At 42.7% G+C, this 19,643-nt stretch carries 13 protein-coding genes; 12 read left to right on the plus strand and 1 reads right to left on the minus strand.

What is annotated here, in order from left to right:
• The first annotated feature begins 114 nt into the window (after positions 1-114).
• The 5 genes from nrdR (at position 115) to WC310_00740 (ending at position 4,195) form a co-directional block, all read left to right on the plus strand.
• A complete protein-coding gene (nrdR, locus tag WC310_00720; protein ID MFA5358328.1) occupies positions 115-573 on the plus strand; it encodes a transcriptional regulator NrdR in 459 nt (152 codons plus the stop codon).
• Positions 574-782: 209 nt separating this feature from the next.
• A complete protein-coding gene (locus tag WC310_00725; protein ID MFA5358329.1) occupies positions 783-2,882 on the plus strand; it encodes a ribonucleoside triphosphate reductase in 2,100 nt (699 codons plus the stop codon).
• A 40-nt stretch (positions 2,883-2,922) separates the two neighbouring features.
• The gene (gene nrdD, locus WC310_00730; protein ID MFA5358330.1) at positions 2,923-3,072 is read left to right on the plus strand and encodes an anaerobic ribonucleoside-triphosphate reductase; all 150 of its coding nucleotides are present in this window, start codon (positions 2,923-2,925) and stop codon (positions 3,070-3,072) included.
• Positions 3,073-3,142: 70 nt separating this feature from the next.
• A complete protein-coding gene (locus WC310_00735) occupies positions 3,143-3,844 on the plus strand; it encodes an anaerobic ribonucleoside-triphosphate reductase activating protein (protein ID MFA5358331.1) in 702 nt (233 codons plus the stop codon).
• A 36-nt stretch (positions 3,845-3,880) separates the two neighbouring features.
• Positions 3,881-4,195: an MGMT family protein gene (locus WC310_00740; GenBank protein ID MFA5358332.1), complete on the plus strand. Its 315-nt coding sequence runs from the start codon at positions 3,881-3,883 to the stop codon at positions 4,193-4,195.
• Positions 4,196-4,247: 52 nt separating this feature from the next.
• Here WC310_00740 and WC310_00745 read toward each other — a convergent pair whose 3' ends face one another.
• Positions 4,248-5,114, minus strand: coding sequence for a hypothetical protein (locus tag WC310_00745; protein MFA5358333.1), 867 nt, complete (start codon positions 5,112-5,114; stop codon positions 4,248-4,250).
• Positions 5,115-5,301: 187 nt separating this feature from the next.
• Between WC310_00745 and prfB the strand changes: the two genes are divergently transcribed.
• The 7 genes from prfB to WC310_00780 all read left to right on the plus strand — a co-directional run bounded on the left by prfB (position 5,302) and on the right by WC310_00780 (position 19,631).
• Positions 5,302-6,408, plus strand: a complete 1,107-nt coding sequence (prfB, locus tag WC310_00750) for a peptide chain release factor 2 (protein MFA5358334.1) — start codon at positions 5,302-5,304, stop codon at positions 6,406-6,408.
• 61 nt (positions 6,409-6,469) lie between these two features.
• Positions 6,470-7,348 carry a DMT family transporter gene (locus WC310_00755; GenBank protein ID MFA5358335.1) on the plus strand — a complete coding sequence of 293 codons (879 nt, stop codon included), beginning with the start codon at positions 6,470-6,472 and terminating at the stop codon, positions 7,346-7,348.
• A gap of 72 nt (positions 7,349-7,420) precedes the next feature.
• The gene (locus WC310_00760; protein MFA5358336.1) at positions 7,421-8,350 is read left to right on the plus strand and encodes an NAD-dependent epimerase/dehydratase family protein; all 930 of its coding nucleotides are present in this window, start codon (positions 7,421-7,423) and stop codon (positions 8,348-8,350) included.
• A gap of 37 nt (positions 8,351-8,387) precedes the next feature.
• Positions 8,388-8,945 carry an L-threonylcarbamoyladenylate synthase gene (locus WC310_00765; GenBank protein ID MFA5358337.1) on the plus strand — a complete coding sequence of 186 codons (558 nt, stop codon included), beginning with the start codon at positions 8,388-8,390 and terminating at the stop codon, positions 8,943-8,945.
• A 1-nt stretch (position 8,946) separates the two neighbouring features.
• Positions 8,947-9,777, plus strand: coding sequence for a 16S rRNA (adenine(1518)-N(6)/adenine(1519)-N(6))-dimethyltransferase RsmA (gene rsmA / locus WC310_00770; protein MFA5358338.1), 831 nt, complete (start codon positions 8,947-8,949; stop codon positions 9,775-9,777).
• A gap of 80 nt (positions 9,778-9,857) precedes the next feature.
• The gene (locus WC310_00775; protein ID MFA5358339.1) at positions 9,858-10,811 is read left to right on the plus strand and encodes a hypothetical protein; all 954 of its coding nucleotides are present in this window, start codon (positions 9,858-9,860) and stop codon (positions 10,809-10,811) included.
• Between the two features lie 54 nt (positions 10,812-10,865).
• On the plus strand, positions 10,866-19,631 hold the full coding sequence (locus tag WC310_00780; protein ID MFA5358340.1) for a myxococcus cysteine-rich repeat containing protein: 8,766 nt from the start codon (positions 10,866-10,868) through the stop codon (positions 19,629-19,631).
• Positions 19,632-19,643 lie beyond the last annotated feature (12 nt).

The following is a 19,643-nucleotide window of genomic DNA, read 5'->3' on the forward strand; positions in this document are numbered from 1 at the left end:
CAAAAATAAAAATATTTCTGAATTTTTTAGGGGTAAAATTAGCCAAAATATTTGGGGGGATAAAAAGTACCCACTCTAGGGACTTTTTTTAACCCTCAAAATTTCTAAGATTTTATGAGATGTCCTGCTTGTTATCATGAAGAAACTAAAGTCGTTGACTCGCGTACCGGAGCTGATGACATTTCTATTCGTCGTCGTCGAGAATGTCTCAAATGCGGTTTTCGTTTTTCAACCCAAGAAGAAGTGGTAATTCTTGATTTAACAGTAATAAAAAAAGACGGTCATAAAGAGTCTTACTCTAGAGAAAAACTCCAGGGTGGTCTGAAAAAGGCATTAGAAAAGCGTCCGATTAGTCGTGATGACTTTTTAAAACTAGTAAATAATATTGAACGTGATATTCAAGTCAGATCAAAAGGCAATGAAATAAGCACTGTACAAATTGGAGAACTGGTAATGAAGCGGTTAAAAAAAGTAGATAAAATTGGTTTTATAAGATTTGCTTCCGTGTACCAGTCTTTCAAAGATGCTAAGGCTTTTCAGCAAGAGTTGGGGAAGTTACTAGGGAAAGACTAGTTGGTAGTTGGTAGCTGGTAGTTGGGGATTAGAAAATTTTTATAACCACCCGTCTACGTTCGCCGCGGCGGACTTCGGCGAGGCAAGCTAATCACTAATCACTAATCACTAACCACTAACCATCTGCCCGTAATACTACCTGTCCGAAATGCCATATCAATGGCAGGCGGGCGCGGAAGCGTTGCAGGCGGGCTAACCACTAAATAATTATGTCGGCAGCAGTTTTGGGTAAAAATCACATCAAGCAAATCATCAAACGGGATGGGCGTATTGTTGATTTCGAACAAGAAAAAATCACTAATGCTATTTGGAAGGCGATGCAGGTCACTGGTGAAGGCAGTAAAAAAATAGCCGGAAAGGTGTCAGATCAGGTAGTAGATTTAGTCAGCAAAAAGTTTCACGAGAGATCAATTCCGGCTGTTGAAGAGATTCAAGATATTGTCGAAGAGGCTTTGATTCGCAATAGACATATCAAGACTGCCAAGGCCTATATTTTATATCGCGACCAGCGTCGTCAAATCAGAGATTTTCAGACGATGATTGATTCTAACGAGCTAGTAGAGGGGTATTTGCGGCAAGTTGATTGGCGGGTCAAGGAAAATAGCAACATGAGTTATTCGTTACAGGGACTTAACAACCACGTTGCTTCAGCCGTATCAGCTCATTATTGGCTTAACCGGGTTTATCCTGTAGAGATTCGCGAGGCTCACTCTAGCGCAGGTATTCATATTCACGATCTGCAGCTGCTCGCTGCTTATTGCTGTGGTTGGGATCTTAAGGATTTGCTTGTCAAAGGTTTTGCTGGTGCAGCCGGTAAGGTAGAAAGTAAACCAGCCAAGCATTTTCGTACCGCTCTTGGTCAGCTAGTTAACTTTTTTTATACTTTGCAGGGCGAAGCCGCTGGCGCACAGGCGGTGGCAAACTTTGACACGCTACTTGCTCCGTTTATTCGTTACGACAAACTTGATTATAAAGAGGTAAAGCAAGCATTGCAAGAATTTTTGTTTAACATGAACGTCCCGACTCGAGTTGGTTTTCAAACCCCATTTACTAATGTGACTCTAGATTTACAAGTGCCTTCTTATTATCGCGACGAAGCCGTGATTATTGGGGGCAAGTTAATGCCGGAAAAATATGGCGAGTTTCAGGCAGAGTTAGATACTTTCAACCAAGCCTTTGCCGAAGTATTGTCTGAAGGTGACGCTAAGGGACGCGTTTTTACCTTTCCCATTCCAACTTACAATATCACCAAGGATTTTAACTGGGAAAACAGAGTCTTGGATAAAGTTTGGGAAATGACTGCCAAATACGGTATTCCTTATTTTGCCAATTTTGTTAACTCGGACATGAATCCGGAAGATGCTCGTTCAATGTGTTGCCGTTTGCGTCTGGATAACAGAGACTTACGTCGTCGGGGTGGCGGACTTTTCGGCGCCAATCCGCTAACTGGCAGTATCGGAGTAGTTACTATAAATTTGCCGCGGATTGGTTATTTGGCTAAAGGAAAAAGTTTAGACGAACTAAAGGCATCTCTGGCTGAAATTATGGACTTAGCCCGCTCTAGTCTGGATATTAAACGTAAAACTCTGGAAAATTTTACCGAGCAGGGTCTTTATCCTTATTCTTCTTTTTACCTTCGTGGTGTCAGGGAGCGTTTTGGCGAATACTGGAAGAACCATTTTAATACCATTGGTATTAATGGTATGAACGAACTATTACTTAACTATTTAGGACCGGATAAAAATATTGCTACCCCAGAAGGAAAGGCGCTTGCCACCGAATTGATGGATTTTATGAGAGAAAAAATTGGTAAATACCAGGAGGAATCTAATAGCTTGTTTAATCTTGAAGCTACGCCAGCTGAAGGTACTTCTTATCGTTTTGCCAAGCATGACAAAAAACATTATCCTGATATTCTTGTGGCCAACGAAGACGCTTATAAAGAAAAGAACGCCGACCCTTATTATACTAACTCGACTCATTTGCCGGTTAATTATACCAACGATATTTTTGAAGCCCTCGATTTACAAGATGACTTGCAGTCTAAATATACCGGCGGTACCGTGTTGCACGGTTTTATTGGTGAAAAAATGCCGTCACCGGAAGCGACTAAAAATTTGGTCCGTAAAATCGCTGAAAATTATCATTTGCCATATTATACTATCACTCCGACTTTTTCGGTTTGCCCTAAACATGGATATATTGCCGGTGAGCATTTTTTCTGCCCCAAATGCGATGAAGAAATCGGTCTGGTAAACGAGCAGACCAAAGCAGATTTGCCTATTGAGTCGCTGACTCCGCAAAATTAAAAAAATAATAAAAATATAAAAAAGAATAATTACAAATAATATGACAGCTAACAAATTGCAGCGTCAAGAATGTGAGGTTTACTCCCGCGTGGTCGGATACTTGCGTCCGGTTCAGCAATGGAACAAGGGTAAGCAAGCCGAGTTCCATGATCGCCAGGAGTATAACAAGCAACTTTGCGACAACTGCTAAACCTTTTTTACAAAAACAAAAATCAAAAAGCTGGTCTGTCTTTAGGACCACTTTTTGTTATAATAATCATATGTTAATAGGCGGATTACAAAAAACTTCGTTGATTGACTATCCGGGTAAAATAGCGGCGGTTGTTTTTACCGCTCGCTGCAATTTTAAATGCGGTTTTTGCCACAATCCGGAGCTATCCGGAGAGAAGGATCAATTAACCAAAGATTTTTTTCTTGAAAAGGAAATATTGGATTTTTTGGAAAAAAGAAAAAAAGTGCTTGACGGCGCAGTGATTACCGGTGGTGAGCCGACGCTACACAAAGATTTACCTGAATTTATCAGAAAAATTAAAAATTTTGGTCTAGCGGTGAAACTCGATACCAACGGCACTAATCCTAAAATGGTGGAAAAACTGATTAAAGAAAAGATGGTTGATTTTATCGCTATGGATATCAAGGCGCCACTGCGGCTTTACGCCAAAGTGACAAACAGCAAGCTAGGCACGGATAATATCAAAAAAAGCATTAAGCTAATCATGAATAGCGGAATTGACTATGAATTTCGTAGCACGTTGCTACCGGCGCTGCACACCAGGGAAGATGTCGCAGCGATGGCTAGGCTGATAAAAGGCGCCAAAAAATACGCTCTGCAAAAGTTTTTCTCTAGCGGTGGTAAGCTGCTCGACGAGAGTTTCGCTGATAAGCGTGGTTTTACGGATAAAGAAATGAAGGAATTGGCGGTAGTTTGTGAAGGCTTGGTTGAGAAGGTAGTGGTGAGGTAAAGGCACGCAGCGCGCGGCACGCGAGCGATAAAATATATGGATTTTAGAGATAGGGTTTACAAAATAATTAAGCAAATACCGGCAGGGAAAGTGGCGACTTATAGCCAGATTGGGCAAAAACTGGGAAACCGGAGACTAGCAAGGGCGGTTGGCGCAGCTTTAAAAAACAATAAAAATTCTTTTGTTATTTGTCGTGACCGAAAAATAGCCGTTCCTTGTCACCGGGTAGTTTGTGCTACTGGTAAAATCGGTGGGTTTAATGAGGGATTAAAGAAAAAAAGACTACTTTTGCAAAAAGAAGGAGTTAAAGTTTTTGGCGGTCGAATTGATCTAAAGACGTTTGGCTGGTAAATAGATAAAATATAAAACCCCCACGAGTTGTTTCGTGGGGGTTTTTGAATTATTATTCTTCGGTCGTTGCGGCAGCAGCTTCTTGCCCTGCCTCTTTTTTGGTCAGCTGTTCTTGCCTGCGTAAACGTGTCATCAGGGCAAGAAGGTCGATCAAAAACGTTTTTTGGGCGACGGTTTCGGCGTTGGTGGCTATGGTGCTGCGCGATCCACGAGTCGACATTTTTCCTTGGTTGTAAGGAGCGAGAAGTTTGCCGAGTGCTCTATACAACTCACGGTCGTAGACGCCGAGAATCTCGATGCATTTTCCGATACGTTCGACGATCGGCCAGTCTACCATGGCTTGTTCTCCTGGTCTTAAAAAGCGGAGCGCATCTTCGGTGACAGCTGTGATAGTCTTGGTGAAGAAGGGGAAAAGGAGCTTGGTTGCTTCTTTTACTATTTTTCTATCGATACCCTTGTTCGGGTCGGCGATGCGAGCGAGAAAGGTTTTGGTTGCCAGGCGGATACCGCGATTGATGACAAAGTCGTTACTTGTGTCAATAGTAAATTTAATGGCGCGCAGCAGCGTTACTTTTCCGTTCCGTTGTCTTTCTGCGTCGGCATAAAGAACATACCACTCGAGTAGCTCTTCCCACATTCGATTGGAGGCATTTTTTTCAAGCTTTTGTAACTGGGAAATGATGTTTTCCAACCAGTCGGCAAGCCATTCGTCGATTTTATATTCGTGTCCCTTGGAGCAGGTTTTGATCGTTTCCAGGCACTGGAGGCGGACTTCGGTGATAGAGTAGCTGGCAAAGATTTGTAATTGTTTCAAGGGAAAGTCTAAGAAAGAATCCTCTTTGGCGTCAGCCATGAGACTAGCAAATCGTTGCGAAGCTAAAAGTACTGGTGGCTCTTTTTCATTGAACTTTATTGGCATCTTGATTCTCCTTTGCCCTGGTGGGCGGTTGTCAGTGAACACTGCCTGTTGGCAGCTATTTAACTTAACACTATGGGAAGGAATTGGTCAAGAAGGAGAAATTAGGAACTGGGAATTGGGATCTGGGAATTGGGAACTAGAAAATTGGCGGAGTTATTACTTTTTTGCTAAAATAAAGACAGTTTTTATGAAAGAAGCAGAGCTAGCAAACCAAATTAAAGAGTTAAAAGACCGAGTAGAAAAAACTCGGAGTTTGATTAATTTGGATAAATCTAAAATTGAGATTAAACAGCTGGAGAGTCAAATGTCTGCACCGGATTTTTGGGCTGATCAGGATCGAGCCAAAACCGTTTCTCAGCGACTAGCGGCACTGGGCGCTGAAATCAAAAAATGGGACGATTTGACGGCAGCGATAGAGGAGCTAGGAGAAATTGTTGGACTGGATCAAAAAGATCAGGAGGTCAGTTTGCGGGTTGAAACCGAAGAACGGCTCGCCGCGTTAGAAAAAGAATTTGTCGATATGGAATTTCTGGTTTTGTTTGATGGAAAATATGATACTGCCAATGCAGTGGTAGCGATTCACGCCCGCGCTGGTGGAGTGGACGCTCAAGACTGGGTAGAAATACTATTACGAATGTTGATGCGTTTTTGTGAAAATAAGGGTTTTGCTGTAAAAGTACTGAGTGAATCACGTGGTGCCGAAGCGGGGATCAAGAGCATTTTTTTTGAGGTTATTGGGCGTTACGCCTATGGTTATCTTAAATCAGAAAATGGCGTTCATCGCCTGGTGCGGATTTCTCCGTTTGACGCCGAAAAAATGCGTCACACCTCTTTTGCTTTAGTCGAAATAATACCGGAGCTAGAAGAGGTGGGTGATATCGAGATAAAAGATGAAGATTTGCGGATTGATGTTTATCGCGCCGGTGGTCATGGTGGGCAAAGTGTTAATACCACCGACTCGGCAGTGCGGATTGTTCATCTGCCCACGGGTATCACTGTTACTTGTCAAAATGAGCGCAGTCAGCGGCAAAACAAAGAAACCGCCATGAAAGTTTTAAAATCAAAATTACATCAGTACTACCAGACTGAAATTGAAGAAGAGCGTCAGGTGCTGCGCGGCGAGTTTACCGAGGCTGCTTGGGGTAATCAAGCCCGGTCTTACGTTATCCATCCGTATAAAATGGTCAAAGATCATCGGACTGGCTATGAAACATCTGACACTGATAGTGTTTTGAACGGGGATCTGCAACCGTTTGTGGAGAGCTATCTTAAACATCTAAAGAACGGAGTATAGAGTATATAGGGGTCGGTGTTAATTCCCTACATACTATATACTCGCCTCTCTATACTAATTTATGTCTTTCATCGGAGTTATTTTAGCGGTCGTTGCTTTATTTTCTTGGGGTTTTGGTGATTTTTTTATTCAAAAATCAGCCCGGTCTCTGGGCACTTGGCAGGCGCTATTTTTAATTTGTCTTTTTGGTGCCATATTTACTTTTCCTTTTGTAATTAGTGAGCTAGGTTATTTAAATCTTTGGAGCGTGCTTATTTTGCTTTTACTTTCCGTGGTTTTGACTTTTGCCGCGCTATTTGATTTTGAAGCTTTGAAACAAGGAAAATTAGCGGTTATAGAGCCGTTGATGGGGTTGGAGTTGCCTTTGACTGTGGCTTTAGGCGCGGTTTTGATAGGTGAAAAATTAACCGTAATTCAGGCTTTATTGATTTTAGTTGTTTTTCTTGGCATCGTAATGGCGGCTACTGTTCATCACACTTATCTTTTTTACCACCGTAGGTTGCTGGAAAAAGGTGTCATATTTGCCGGTTTGGGCGCAATTACTATGGCGCTGTCTAATTTTTTAACCGGTGTAGGCAGCAGAAAGACTTCGGCTTTTATGTCGATGTGGTTTGTGGATGTTTTTTTGATGCTGGTTTGTTTGGTCTATTTGATTTATCGGCGTGAGCTCAAAGATTGTTTTGTAAAACTTAGTCGTAATACCAAAGTAGTTCTTGGTCAATGCTTTTTTGATAATATTGCTTGGGTGGCATACGCCTGGTCTATGGTGCTCATACCTATTGGCGTGGCAACGGCAATCAGCGAAAGTTATATTGTTTTGACGGTTATGCTTGGTATCTTTGTTAATCATGAAAGGTTGAAAAATCATCAGATACTCGGCGCGGTAATGGCGGCAATCGGAGTAATATCGCTTTCATTGATAACAGCGACGGGATATTAGAAAAGATAAAAATTAAGCACCAAAAAAAGCAGATAAAAGACATTTGATTTTAAAAAATTTTCATTTAATTTTATGCGTATTATTGTTACCGGCGGTGCCGGGTTTATCGGCTCGCACATTGTCGATCGACTGATTAAAGACGGTCATCATGTTACCGTGGTTGATGATTTGTCGACCGGTAAAAAGGCGAATCTTAATCCCAAGGCCAAATTTTATAAATTAAGCGTGACTAGCGATAAATTGTCGGCTGTCTGGCAAAAGGTAAAACCGCAGGCGGTTTTTCATCTGGCGGCGCAAATGAGCGTTCGTCATTCGGTTGAAAATCCTAAATTTGACGCTAGTGTTAATATTGTCGGCGCTATTAATGTTTTGGAAAACTGCCGTAAATATGGAACAAAAAAGGTGATTTTTAGCTCCACAGGCGGGGCAATGTACGGTGAAGCGCCGCGCAGATTTATTCCTACACGCGAAAGTTATCCGCCGCAACCGCAGTCGCCATACGGTATTGCCAAATATTCCGTTGAACATTATCTTGAATATTATTATGAAATATTCGGATTACGTTACGTGGCGTTGCGGTTTTCCAACGTTTATGGCCCGCGACAAAACAGCCATGGCGAAGCTGGAGTAGTGGCAATATTTATCGATCGTTTGCTCCGGGGTAAGCAGCCGGTAATCAATGGTGTCGGTGTTCAGACCCGCGACTATGTTTATGTCAGTGACGTGGTTGACGCGGCGATGCTGGCAATGAAAAGAAGCAAAATCGGCAGCTATAATATTAGCACTGCCAAAGAAACTAACGTTAATCAAATTTTTAACAAAATTACCAAAGCGCTGAAGACTAAAATCAGAGCCAAACATGGTTCGGCAAAAATCGGCGAGCAACGCCGGAGTTGTCTGAGTTATGATTTGGCGAGCAGAGATCTTGGTTGGAAACCGAAGATGAGGTTAGATGAAGGGATAAAAAAGACAGCGGAATGGTTTAAAAATAATAATAAGTAATAATAGTATCTTTTTTTTACGTATCTAGCGTTTATTTATGTTAATCGTTAAACCAAGCAAAAAGGGAATTGATCAAGCAGTAAGATGGTTGCGTGCTGGCGGTGTTATTGTTTATCCCACAGATACGGCCTATGGTTTGGGTGGAGTGATTGGTAATCCGGCAGTAGTTCGCCGGGTATTGCGTATTAAAAAACGTCGAGACCGCAAATTTACCGTTGTTTGCGCCGATTTGAACCAGGCGAAAAAATTTTTTCGGTTGAATAAGTTAGCTGCGCGGTTGGCAAAAAAATATTGGCCCGGTCCTTTGAGTATTGTTGTTAGTTCCAGCTTTTCGATTCGGGTTCCGGCTAATAAGCTAACGCAAAAATTGGTTAAACTTGCCGGGCGACCGCTTATCGCCACTTCGGCTAATTTGTCGGGTAATGCCGCGCCTTATAGCGGCAGAGTAGTAATTAAAGAGTTTAAAAATCAAAAGAATCAGCCGGATTTAGTAATAAACTCCGGAAAACTAAAGAAAACTTCACCATCGACAATTGTTAAGATCAGGGGCGAAAAGATTGAGGTTTTGCGGCAGGGAAGTGTAAAAATATTATAATATGCTTTTGGAAAATACCCTTGATGTTTTAGAACACTACGGTATTCGTCCGCGTAAAGGCTATGGGCAGAATTTTTTAGTTGATCAAGAAGTTCTTGACGACATTGTTAATAGTGCTGATTTGAAAAAGAACGACAAGGTTTTGGAAATCGGTCCTGGTTTGGGGGTTTTGACGGAACGGTTGGCGGCGGACGCGGCAAAAATTTTGGCGATTGAAGCCGATCCGTTGATGCGTAAAATATTGGTGCCAAAGTTTAAAAAAATATTAAACGTGGAAATAATGGCTGCTGATGCGCTGCAACTATCGTCAGGAGATATTAGTGAAAAGTTGGGCGATGATTACAAGATTGTAGCTAATTTGCCGTACAATATTACGGGAAAATTTTTGCGTAAGTTTTTGACCATGTCGCCTTTGCCAAAAAGTTTGGTTTTGATGTTGCAAAAAGAGGTGGCGGAAAGAATCGTGGCACGAAGCGGAAAAATGAGTCTGCTGGCTGTTGCCGTGCAGATTTATGGCGAGCCAAAAATAGTTCGGGTGGTGGCTAGCGAGAGTTTTTACCCGCAGCCGGAGGTAAAGTCGGCAATAATAAAAATAGTCAGGCGACCGGAGGATTTTTTCGTTAAACAAGGGGTGGATGCCAAGAAATTTTGGCAGATAGTGCGCATTGGTTTTTCTTCTCGACGCAAACAATTGCAAAACAATCTAAGTGCCGGTCTAAAAATAGAAAAAGATAAGATAATAAAGGTTTTAAATAAAGCTAAAATAGCAGAAAAAGCTCGAGCGCAGGAGTTGTTCTTAAATGATTGGATTAGGTTGGTTAAAATGTTTTGACATAGTTTGAAAAAGTTTGTATAATTATCACAGTTTGGTAAGTCAAAAAACAGGTTACCCCACTTGTTTATTTATTGTATATGCCACAAAAATTTTTAGTGGAAAAAAAAGACGATTACTCGGCTGGTACGGGCGATGAAATCCCTGTAGCATTGCCTTCTCAAAAAATCGGGGTTAAAAGCGACAAACGTTTTGTCACTCTGATAGTGGTGGTAGTGATAGCGACCATAATTTTAGGTTTATGGCAGATCAAGCGCAATGTTAGTTCTCCTTTTGAAGCGCTTTTGAGAAAAAGTCCGAAAGTTGATCTATCGGCTTTAAATAAAGATTCGAATGAGGAAGCTAAAAAAACCGATACTGACGGCGATGGTTTAAACGACTGGGATGAAACCAATATTTATACCACTAGTATTTATCTCGCTGATACTGACAGTGACGGTATTGATGACGGAGTAGAAGTGTTGCAGGGTAAAAATCCTCTTTGTCCCGAAGGTCAGGATTGCAGTTTCGAAGAATCAATAAAAAGCGATACGCAAACAACAAATACTAACGATAGCCGCCCCGTCGGTATATCTACCGATGTTTCGGGAAGCGATTTATTGCAAGATAGTTTTGCTTCGGAAGAGGTTAACAGTCTTGGCTATACCGCCCAGCAAACCAAGGATTTGGCTGCTAAGCTTCGCGACGTACTGGTCGCTGACGGCGGTATGGACAGAGCGGCTCTTGATCAAATATCCGACGAAGAACTTTTGGCGCAGTTTTTGGAAGTAGCGAGGCAGGATAGCGGTACCGGAGCGACAGCTAATACTAACAGCCAGACAACAACTAACACCAATACCGCGGCTGCCAGTAGCGAAACCAAAGAGGTGAGCAAGGAGGATATGATCGCCGCGGTGGACACGATGGCCGGGACGGAATTGCGACGGCTGCTACTCGAAAGCGGTCTTGATCAGGCAGTAATTGATAAAAGCAATGATGATACTTTGCGAAAACTATTAAAAGCGGTTCTAGAAGAACAGGCTGCCAAGGAATAATAATCGAGGCAAAAAAAGTTTTTATTTTTTGGTAAAATATAGTATAATAAGGCTATGCAAAAAAAGGCGAACAAAGTAATTATTAGCTTATTGCTAGCGATTTTTTGTTTGTTTTTATTTTTACCTTGGCATAGTATTTTAGCGCAAGATTTGGGTGGAGGAGAGGTTGTTTATGGACCGGAAAATAATCCTAACCCCATAACTCCGGCAACACCGGCTGGTGCCGCAGTCATGGTTACTGATATTATTAACAATACGGCAGCGAATATTAAAGAGGTAATAACTTCAATAAGGCAAAAGATAGTGCAAGAATTGGAAGCTTCTTTGAAGTTTTCGTTGGTCAGTTCACTGGATCAAATGTCGCGGATGTTTGCTCACGAAGTAGCGCTTAAAGTTGCTCAGGGTCGCGACGGACTTCGGTCTTTCAAAGATGCCAGAACTTGGGAGCAAATCTGGACCGACACTTGGCAGTCGGGAGCCGGTGAATTTATCGGCACTTTTTCCGAAGACTTTTTTGGCGATTCCTCGATATTATGTAATCCCAATCCTTACGTCAGATTTTTTATTACTATTTCTTTGTTTGAAACAGAAGTACCTACGCCAAAATGCGACTGGCGTGAAATTCAAGAAGCCTATACCGGTCTTGCCGAACAAAGCCCGAAAGAGTGGTTGTCGCGTTTACAGTCTTCTTTCGAACCGAATCAGAGCGATGCCGGCGCTTTTTTGATCGCTCTTGATGAGCTGGAAAAGGAAAAAAATAAAAAAATTGAAGCTAATTTTACTCCGCTGTCAGTGGATTTTTCCGGTCGCTATCTGGATAACACTAACGCCGGAAAATTTTTGACAGAAAGCAGAAAAGATCTGGAGTGGTTTGTCCAGACGTCTTTTGTCGACATGCCTAGGGATATAGCGGTTGGTAAAAGCCTTACCGCTATTACGGTTGGTTCGATTCTTGCTCCCGCCATTCAGCAGTTTTCTCAAACCTATATATCCGAAGTGATGAAAACAGCCCTCAAAGATTTATGGGGACTGAAAGATCCTTGTGATATAAAAGATAAAAAAGGTCAGGCGGTGATTTCTTGGTGCGACGACGATGGCGCTCACGAGCAGGGTCCTCCGGGCGGTACGGGTACCGGTTATGCCGGCAGTTATAATCAGACAGAGCAAGAAGCGCAAAATACGCTATCTTCTCTTTTGGTAACCAAAGTTAGACTGGGCGGTGAATACGATATTGTCAGCGAGCTCGCGGCTTGTCCGAATCAATATCCAAATTTGAATAATTGTACTATTAACCAGGGTTTTGCTGACGCAATTTTTCAAGAAATGACTCTTCAGTCAGCCGTGGATCAGGGGTTGGTGGACGGCAATTGGGCTTTTGGTTATAGCTCCCCGCAGACCGGTCTGGAGCCCGGTCCGGATGACGGTATTTCTCAGAGCAATATCAAAAAATTGCGAAAATATAGAATCGTGCCAACCGGTTGGGAACTGGCGGCAAATTTGATTAAGCAAATTTCAGAAGAGCAAAAATCAAACAATACCAAATCTTTACGTTCACTAATGGAAGATTTTTATAAAACCGGTCCTAATAAAATTTGCGACGGTTTTGCCGATGACGGCAGTTTAGTTGATTCAGAAGAAAGTCCGTTTTGCGGTCTGGTTGACCCGGAATGGGTGCTCAAAGCACCGCAACAAAAATGTACCGCCCTTGCTTACGGACCGATTCATATTACCGGCGGGATGCGTCAGGAAGATTGCGCCAACACGGTAGATTGTATTTTGGAAAACGACGACGGCAGTTGTCGTTCTTGGGGACAATGTACGCGGGAACGCAATATTTGGTGGTTTGACGGTGATAGTTGTCCGGCGCAATATGATAGCTGTCAAGAATTTGCTCGCACCTCTGATAGTCAGAAATTTAGTTATCTTAAAAACAGTTTGCAATATACGCAGTGTAATTCTGCCAACGCCGGTTGCAAATGGTATGCCGTGCAAAAAGACGGTGATAATTGGCAGAAATCATCAGGTATTTATTTCGATCGTGATGTCGAAGAATGTAATGAATCAAATGCCGGTTGTAACGCGGTAATCCGCAGCTATTCCGGATCCGGTACCAACCTGGTAGTCAACGGCAGTTTTAGCGATTATTATATCGCCAATGACGGAGATGAAAAAAATTATCATTTTTACGATTGGACTTATAATGGTAGTGGAAAATTGGTTCCAGAAGAAGGAGACGTGGCATCTAAAGGTTCTGTGATTATTCCTGCTGGCGGTCGGATCGAACAAAGTGTTGATGCCGGATATTACCTTGGCGGCAGGACGTTCATTATGGCTTTTGACGGTCAAAATTGCGGCAGTAACACGGCGATTCAGTTTGCCGCGGTCAATACTACTCTTGGAGCCATTGCCGCTGATGCGGATTTAACGCAGTGGAATTCTTATTCCATTACTTATACTTTCCCGGCAAATACCAGCGCTCACGTCATGGATTTTAAATTTTTATCGGTTTCCGATTCATGCCATTTTGACAATATCCAAATAGAGGAAGGTAAAATCAGCAGTGGTTATCGCGAATATGGTAATAATAATATTGCCTATCTAAAAATAGCTCCGGAATATTTAAACTGTGACGGTAGCGCTACAGAGCCTGGCGAATGCGATAATTACGCCCCGACATGTTCTGCCGATGATGTTGGTTGCCAAAATTATACCGATTTGTCGGACAGTACTGTTATTCCCGGTGTAGTAACCGACGAAGATTATTGTCCTGCTGAGTGCGCTGATTATAAAACCTACAAACAAACAGCTTCCAATTTCTTTAAAGAAAAATTTCCCGTGTATTTTATTGCCAGCACCGCTACCAGCTGTTCGGCAAAACAATCTGGTTGTGAAGAATTTACCAATTTAGACAATTTGGCTGCCGGCGGAGAGCAAAGGGAAGATTATTCATTTTTGCGCCGTTGTCAAAAACCGGCACCATTTAGCGGTGACTGCGAGTCTTATTATACCTGGGAAGGCAGCGAGGCGACCGGTTATCAGTTAAAACTTTATACTCTCAAAGGCGATCCTACCGGCACTGCCGGATCGCGTTCGCCTTTTACCATTACTGTTGTTGATCATCCGGTGGATTGTCAGGCTTATTACGGAAAACAGCCGGGAGATGAAAACTATGATGCTTTTATATCTGGAAACTGCAAAGAATTTTATGACCAAAAAGGACAGCTTTATTATCGGCTTTTAGCAGATACGGTTTTATGTACCAGCGACTGTCATCCTTATCGTTTGACTACGGTACAAAACGGCGTTGATTTCTTTGATAAAGCTGACTGCGTCGCTTCCGGCGGATTGGTAACGCAATGTGAATATAACGGCGCTGACGGCGCTATCAACACCACTTCTTGTATTGCTCAGGGAGGTATTCACTACAACGGTATTTGCTACAATTTAAATAGCGCTAGTGCTTGTACTAGCGTGGGAGGTAATAGATTTGAAGATTATGCCAGCCAATGCCGATATTTGGCAACCGCCAGCGGCAGCGTTAAATGTTCCGCTCCTGGCTGTCAGGCGTATAAAGGTAATTTTGCCGGCAACAAACGTTTGGTTTTTGAGGACGGGTTTGACGGTGCGCAGGTAAATGACCAGTTGGTTGATAAATGGTCTGGCGGTATCGTTGTCAGTGAAGCTTATTCGGTTGGCTATCATTCTTATCGTAATTTGGATTTAAGCAGCGCCGAGGTCACCCGTTCATTAGAAGTAAAAAATACTGACGGTAATGTAATTGATTATGAGGCAAGGCAGGGTCAGTTTTATACTCTGTCTTTTTGGGCAAAATCAATGCAGGAGAACAGTCAAATCAAAATATATCTTTCCGGAGTCATCGGTTCAGATCAAGAAAATGATCCTTGGAGCTATTTTGACTACGGCAGTGATGATGCCGGTGCTGGTTATCAGGCGACTGTTTTTGGTAACGAGTGGCGTTATTACCAGCTTGGTCCGGTGTTTGTTGATTGGTCGGCGAACAACGCTAGTTTGGTTTTTGAAAAAATTAACAGTAATTTTTATATCGACAATGTTAAGCTGGAAGAGGTAAAAGATACGGCTTATTTGATTCGTAATAGCTGGAAAACCCCAACTGCCTGCGATCAAAATCACTCCGGGGCAGCCGCGCCGCAATATATGTTGGGCTGCAAAGCCTATCAGGACAGCAATAACGCTTTGCAATACTTCAAATCATTTACTCGTTTGTGTGAGCAATCGGTAATCGGCTGCGAGGCGGTGATTAAGACCTATAATTCTTCTTTGCCCTATCAACAGGTATTTAATCGTACTTGTTCTCTTGACGCCGCTTGTTCGCCGTGGGAAGGAGATACTAGCTGTCCTTGTTCGATTAGTCGCGACGGTGGTACGGTAGAGGTCTGTAAAGTAGCCTCCGGCGCAACCAATTGCCTTTATACTTATACTGAACCTTCGGCGATGATGACTTCTGGCGGCGCTGCCGAGGTGAATGTGGCGCACGATAAATTTATTTTTGTAGTCAATAAATCTCAGTATTCTTGTACTGCCGACGATCGTGGTTGCAGTGTCGTTGCTGAGCCGGAAGTCGGTCAAGACGATCAGTTGATTATGGATGGTAGTGGAATAAAGATTAAAGAAACAAAATATTTCCGTAACAATCCCGATAAATACGATACTGATCTTTGTACCGCCGATGCTTTTGGTTGCGACGAGTTTAGCGCGGCTGTCGAAGGGTTAAACCCGATTTATTTCAAAGATCCGCGAGACAAGCTGTGTGAGTACAAGCAGCATCCGACTTACGGTTCTTATGGTTGGTATAAAAAAGGCACAAATGAAGCGTGTCCGGAAAGTGCATATGAAATAGCCACAACCTGTCATTATGACGCGATTCTCGGCGGTTGGAAGAAAAATCTGACAGATGATGAAGTTTGTGAGTACAAAAACTCGGCGTGGTATAACAAAGATACCGACACTCTTTGTGTTTATAACACCACTACTCTGGCAACCAAGGTGGGAGATTGTGTTGCGCCGACTACCACTTTAGGTTGGGCAAAACAGTGTCCGAGCAAATACACCAGTTGTACCAAATTTGTCGATCCGGTCGGTAGCTCCCAGCAAGACAATAATGTTTATTATTATTTGGATAATAATAATTTAAACCGTAATGAATGTTCTGCCGGTTCTTCTCAGCGAGAAGGTTGCGTGCTTTTCAATAATTACAACACAATTGACTGGAAATCAGCGGAAAAAAATCTTTCCTGGACGCCGCCGTTAAATAAAAGCGCGGCAGCTACTTATCAAAAAAGTGACGAGGAAGCTAATGGCAGAAAAGTGTCTCCGGTAAACTGCGCTAATGAAGCTACTGCTGGCAACGACTGGAAATATTGCGGAGAAAACGAAGCCAACGATTTAATCAAGGTTCGTCGCGACCGTGTTTGCGCTGAATGGATTGATTGCGAAAGTACTTACGAAACTTTTGACAATGAAACCGGTAAATTCGTGCCGATTTGTCTGAAAACCATGCCTTGCACTCAAAAAGACCCTGGAGAAGGCGAGTCCGGAGTTTTGAAATGTCGCAGTCAAGAAGCGATAAAACCGCAATACGGCGCCACGTTTATGCTTTGGGCTCCAGGTCAAAATTGTGGCAACGGATCTGTAAATACCGGTGAAGAATGCGATGATGGCAATAACACTGATGGTGATGGTTGTACTTCTGATTGTAAAAAAGAACCGGTAGTGTTTCGACCTTTGAGTAAATCCGAAGGTATGGCATCCGCGTACAGCGTTAACGGACCGCTTGATATTAACAAATATCTGAATCGTTCGCTTAAATGGGACGGCTATGAATATTCCGGTTATTCGATCGCTGATTTGCGTCCGGCTTGGTCGCTGCACCAAATCGCCAAAGGAACATGTAAAAACGATCCGAACAAGGTTTGCTATTTTAGCAAGGACTGCGGCGGCGCAGAATGCGTTTTCGGGTCTGATTATGAACTCGCGTATGTTGATATTGATATTAATGGTAATACTAATATTTATGGTGTTGACGCCGGAGGCGTTAAAATAAATAAAGAATGTCGAGGTTATCCTGATCAAGCCGCGCCTTTCCGCAAGGGTTTGGCAGACAATAGCGCTTTTAATAAAGCTAATCTATGTAGCATTACAGGAGACTGTGATTGTAGTTATATTAAATGGGACGTGAATGATGCGGCGACCGCCTTTTTGCCGATTGATTATACTCCAAAAGAAGTTAATGGAGGCGTCTATGATCGGATTTGCACGCAAGCGGTAAAAGATGGTCCTAAAGTTGTTGGCGATCCGTGCCGGGTAGATAGTGACTGCATGTCTCCGGAGGACGAGCCGGATTATGTTAGCTCTGATTCTGGTACTTCCTATCTTCCTTATGTCGATCCGGTTAATGGTGGGCAGACAGCGCCGGCAACCCCCAGCCCGTATGATGTATGTAAAAGACCAACCAAAGAACTAAAATATCTGGGCTGGAAGGGGTATTGTTTGGAAAAAATAAAAAATGTGGCAATTAACGGTGCGGCGAACGAACATCCTTGTTTAACCTGGATGCCGATAGATCTGTTGCAGGGAGAGGCCGATTCGTACAGTAATATGCCGACAGCTGAGGCTGATATTGCTAATAATCAGCATTATTATTGTTTGGCAGCCGACGGTAATGCGCCATATGTCAAAAATATTATCAATAATTATGGCAGCAGTTATAGTAATCTAAAAAATTGTGCCACTGGCTATTCGAGTCCGGATTGTGCTTTTGCCTGGTACGGCACCGAAATAAGCGGAAATACTTTTTCTCCGACTAAAACTCTTCCCGAGGCAAGAATTGTTACCGATATAACGAATGGATCCAGTCTAAAAATAGAAGTGCAGCCAACCAGCGAACAAGGTTCAACCTTTATGGAGTGGCAGCCGACTGATACGCAGGCATTTAATAAAAACGACGTCAAAGCGATGTCTTTCGAGATAATAGATGCTGTTGAGAGCTGCCAGGATTCAACCACTAAATCTTGGCCGCAAGATATTTTGACCGGTGAACAAGGTACTGGCGGTTGTGTTGGAAGAAAAGTAGTATTTTTTAATGATATAAACGATCGCACTACTTTCTATCGTCAAAAGGCTGACGGAGTGAATTTATACGGACGAGGAGTCAGGGCAAGCGCGGCAATGACTTATAACTATCCTAATAAAATAATAAAGACTCAAAACGCATCTTTGGAATATTATTGGGATCAGCACGAGTCTACTCTTCCCGAGGATCAAGAGCCGGAAATTTTGCCCAACAGGTCGTTTCATGTTTATCATTATGCCAAGTTTCAAACCGGTAATAACTATAGCGAGGTCTGGATTTACACAACTAGTATATTTAGGAACGATGCGGAGTGTCCCGGATGGAATATTTTTGATCCTCTTTTCAAGATCGGTTGTCACCACGGACCATCCGGACAAATACAAGTTTGGTGGGATAAAAACGGTTATTTAAGTCGAATCATATTGATTGCGGAAATACATGATAACAACGCTTATTATCAAGTGAAGCCATTAGTGTATTTCAAAGAAAACTGTCGTGAGCTGGTAAGAGTCACTCCTGACACTGCCCAGGCATCGTCGGTAAAAATGACATCTGTTTGGACTGATAGAATTTGGCAAGAATCAAAAGCTAATTTCAAAGTTAAAGATTTGAAATACGGTCTTAGCGGCAATCGTACCGAACCGTTTGGTCGTTCTTACTATACTTCGGGTATTATCCCCGCAGAACAGGAATACAATATCGAAGATGGTAATACAATAGATGCCGGTATGCCGTATGGCGGAGCGTTATCCACCGGCAATAAGGTGTCGTCTTATTGTTTGGGCGGCGGTTCGAAAAACGGAGATGTTTGTCTGACATCCGACGACTGCACTAATAGTAGTTGGATTGGTATTTGTATCGGTGCAAAACCGCGGGTAACCGGGGAAAATTACGTCGAGGGCACGCTCGCTACCGCCAAGGATCGTTTATCTGATATTTTCGCGCGTTCATACGGTGTTTTCTATGAGCAGCGCGATAATGATCAGTTTGGTGAATGGATCGAGGGAAACAATAGTACAAATGGTTGGGATAAACGCAGGGAATACGGTCATGGTGACGCGCCGATAATTCGTGGCGTGTTGTTATCTGACACAGAACAGTCAAGCGGTAATTTTGCTATTATCGGCGACGGTGACGAAGGTAGCAGTGCCGATAACTGGATCAGTGTTAACTATTCTCAGAATTCCAACCTGATATCCAGAGGTCAGTATTGGGCGTTTATCAATTTTTACGCTTATAACAAAAGCGGCGAGCATATGCCGCTACGACAGATTAAAGTTGATTGGAAGGGTAACGGCAGCGATATCTATGCTTTGAATGAAGACGATGCCATAGCTTATGCTAATTATAAACCGCATTGTGCTGGCGACTCTGATGCAGCGGATAATTTTGGTGATGTTTTGGGCGTATCGTGTAAAGAAAACTTTTTCTCTTTTGAACATATTTATACTTATGATCCGACTGACTATACCACCTTTAAATCAAGCTGTACTGATGGTTCCGGTCAAAAATACATAGTCGACGATTCGGTTTTCGGCACTTATTCCGGTCCGTGCAATGTTTATAAGCCAAAAGCCCAGGTAACCGACAACTGGGGAATTTGCGGTGATGGTTGCGGTAGCGGAGCGTGTTTGGATAGCGAATGTGCGCTCAATCATGGCTGGGCGGCTTATCCGAAAAATATTATAGTTTTACCGCCACAAAAATAACTAAAAACCTTT

The sequence above is a fragment of the Patescibacteria group bacterium genome, assembly GCA_041653535.1.
In the GTDB taxonomy this organism is placed as follows: domain Bacteria; phylum Patescibacteriota; class Patescibacteriia; order JACRDY01; family JACRDY01; genus JBAZFH01.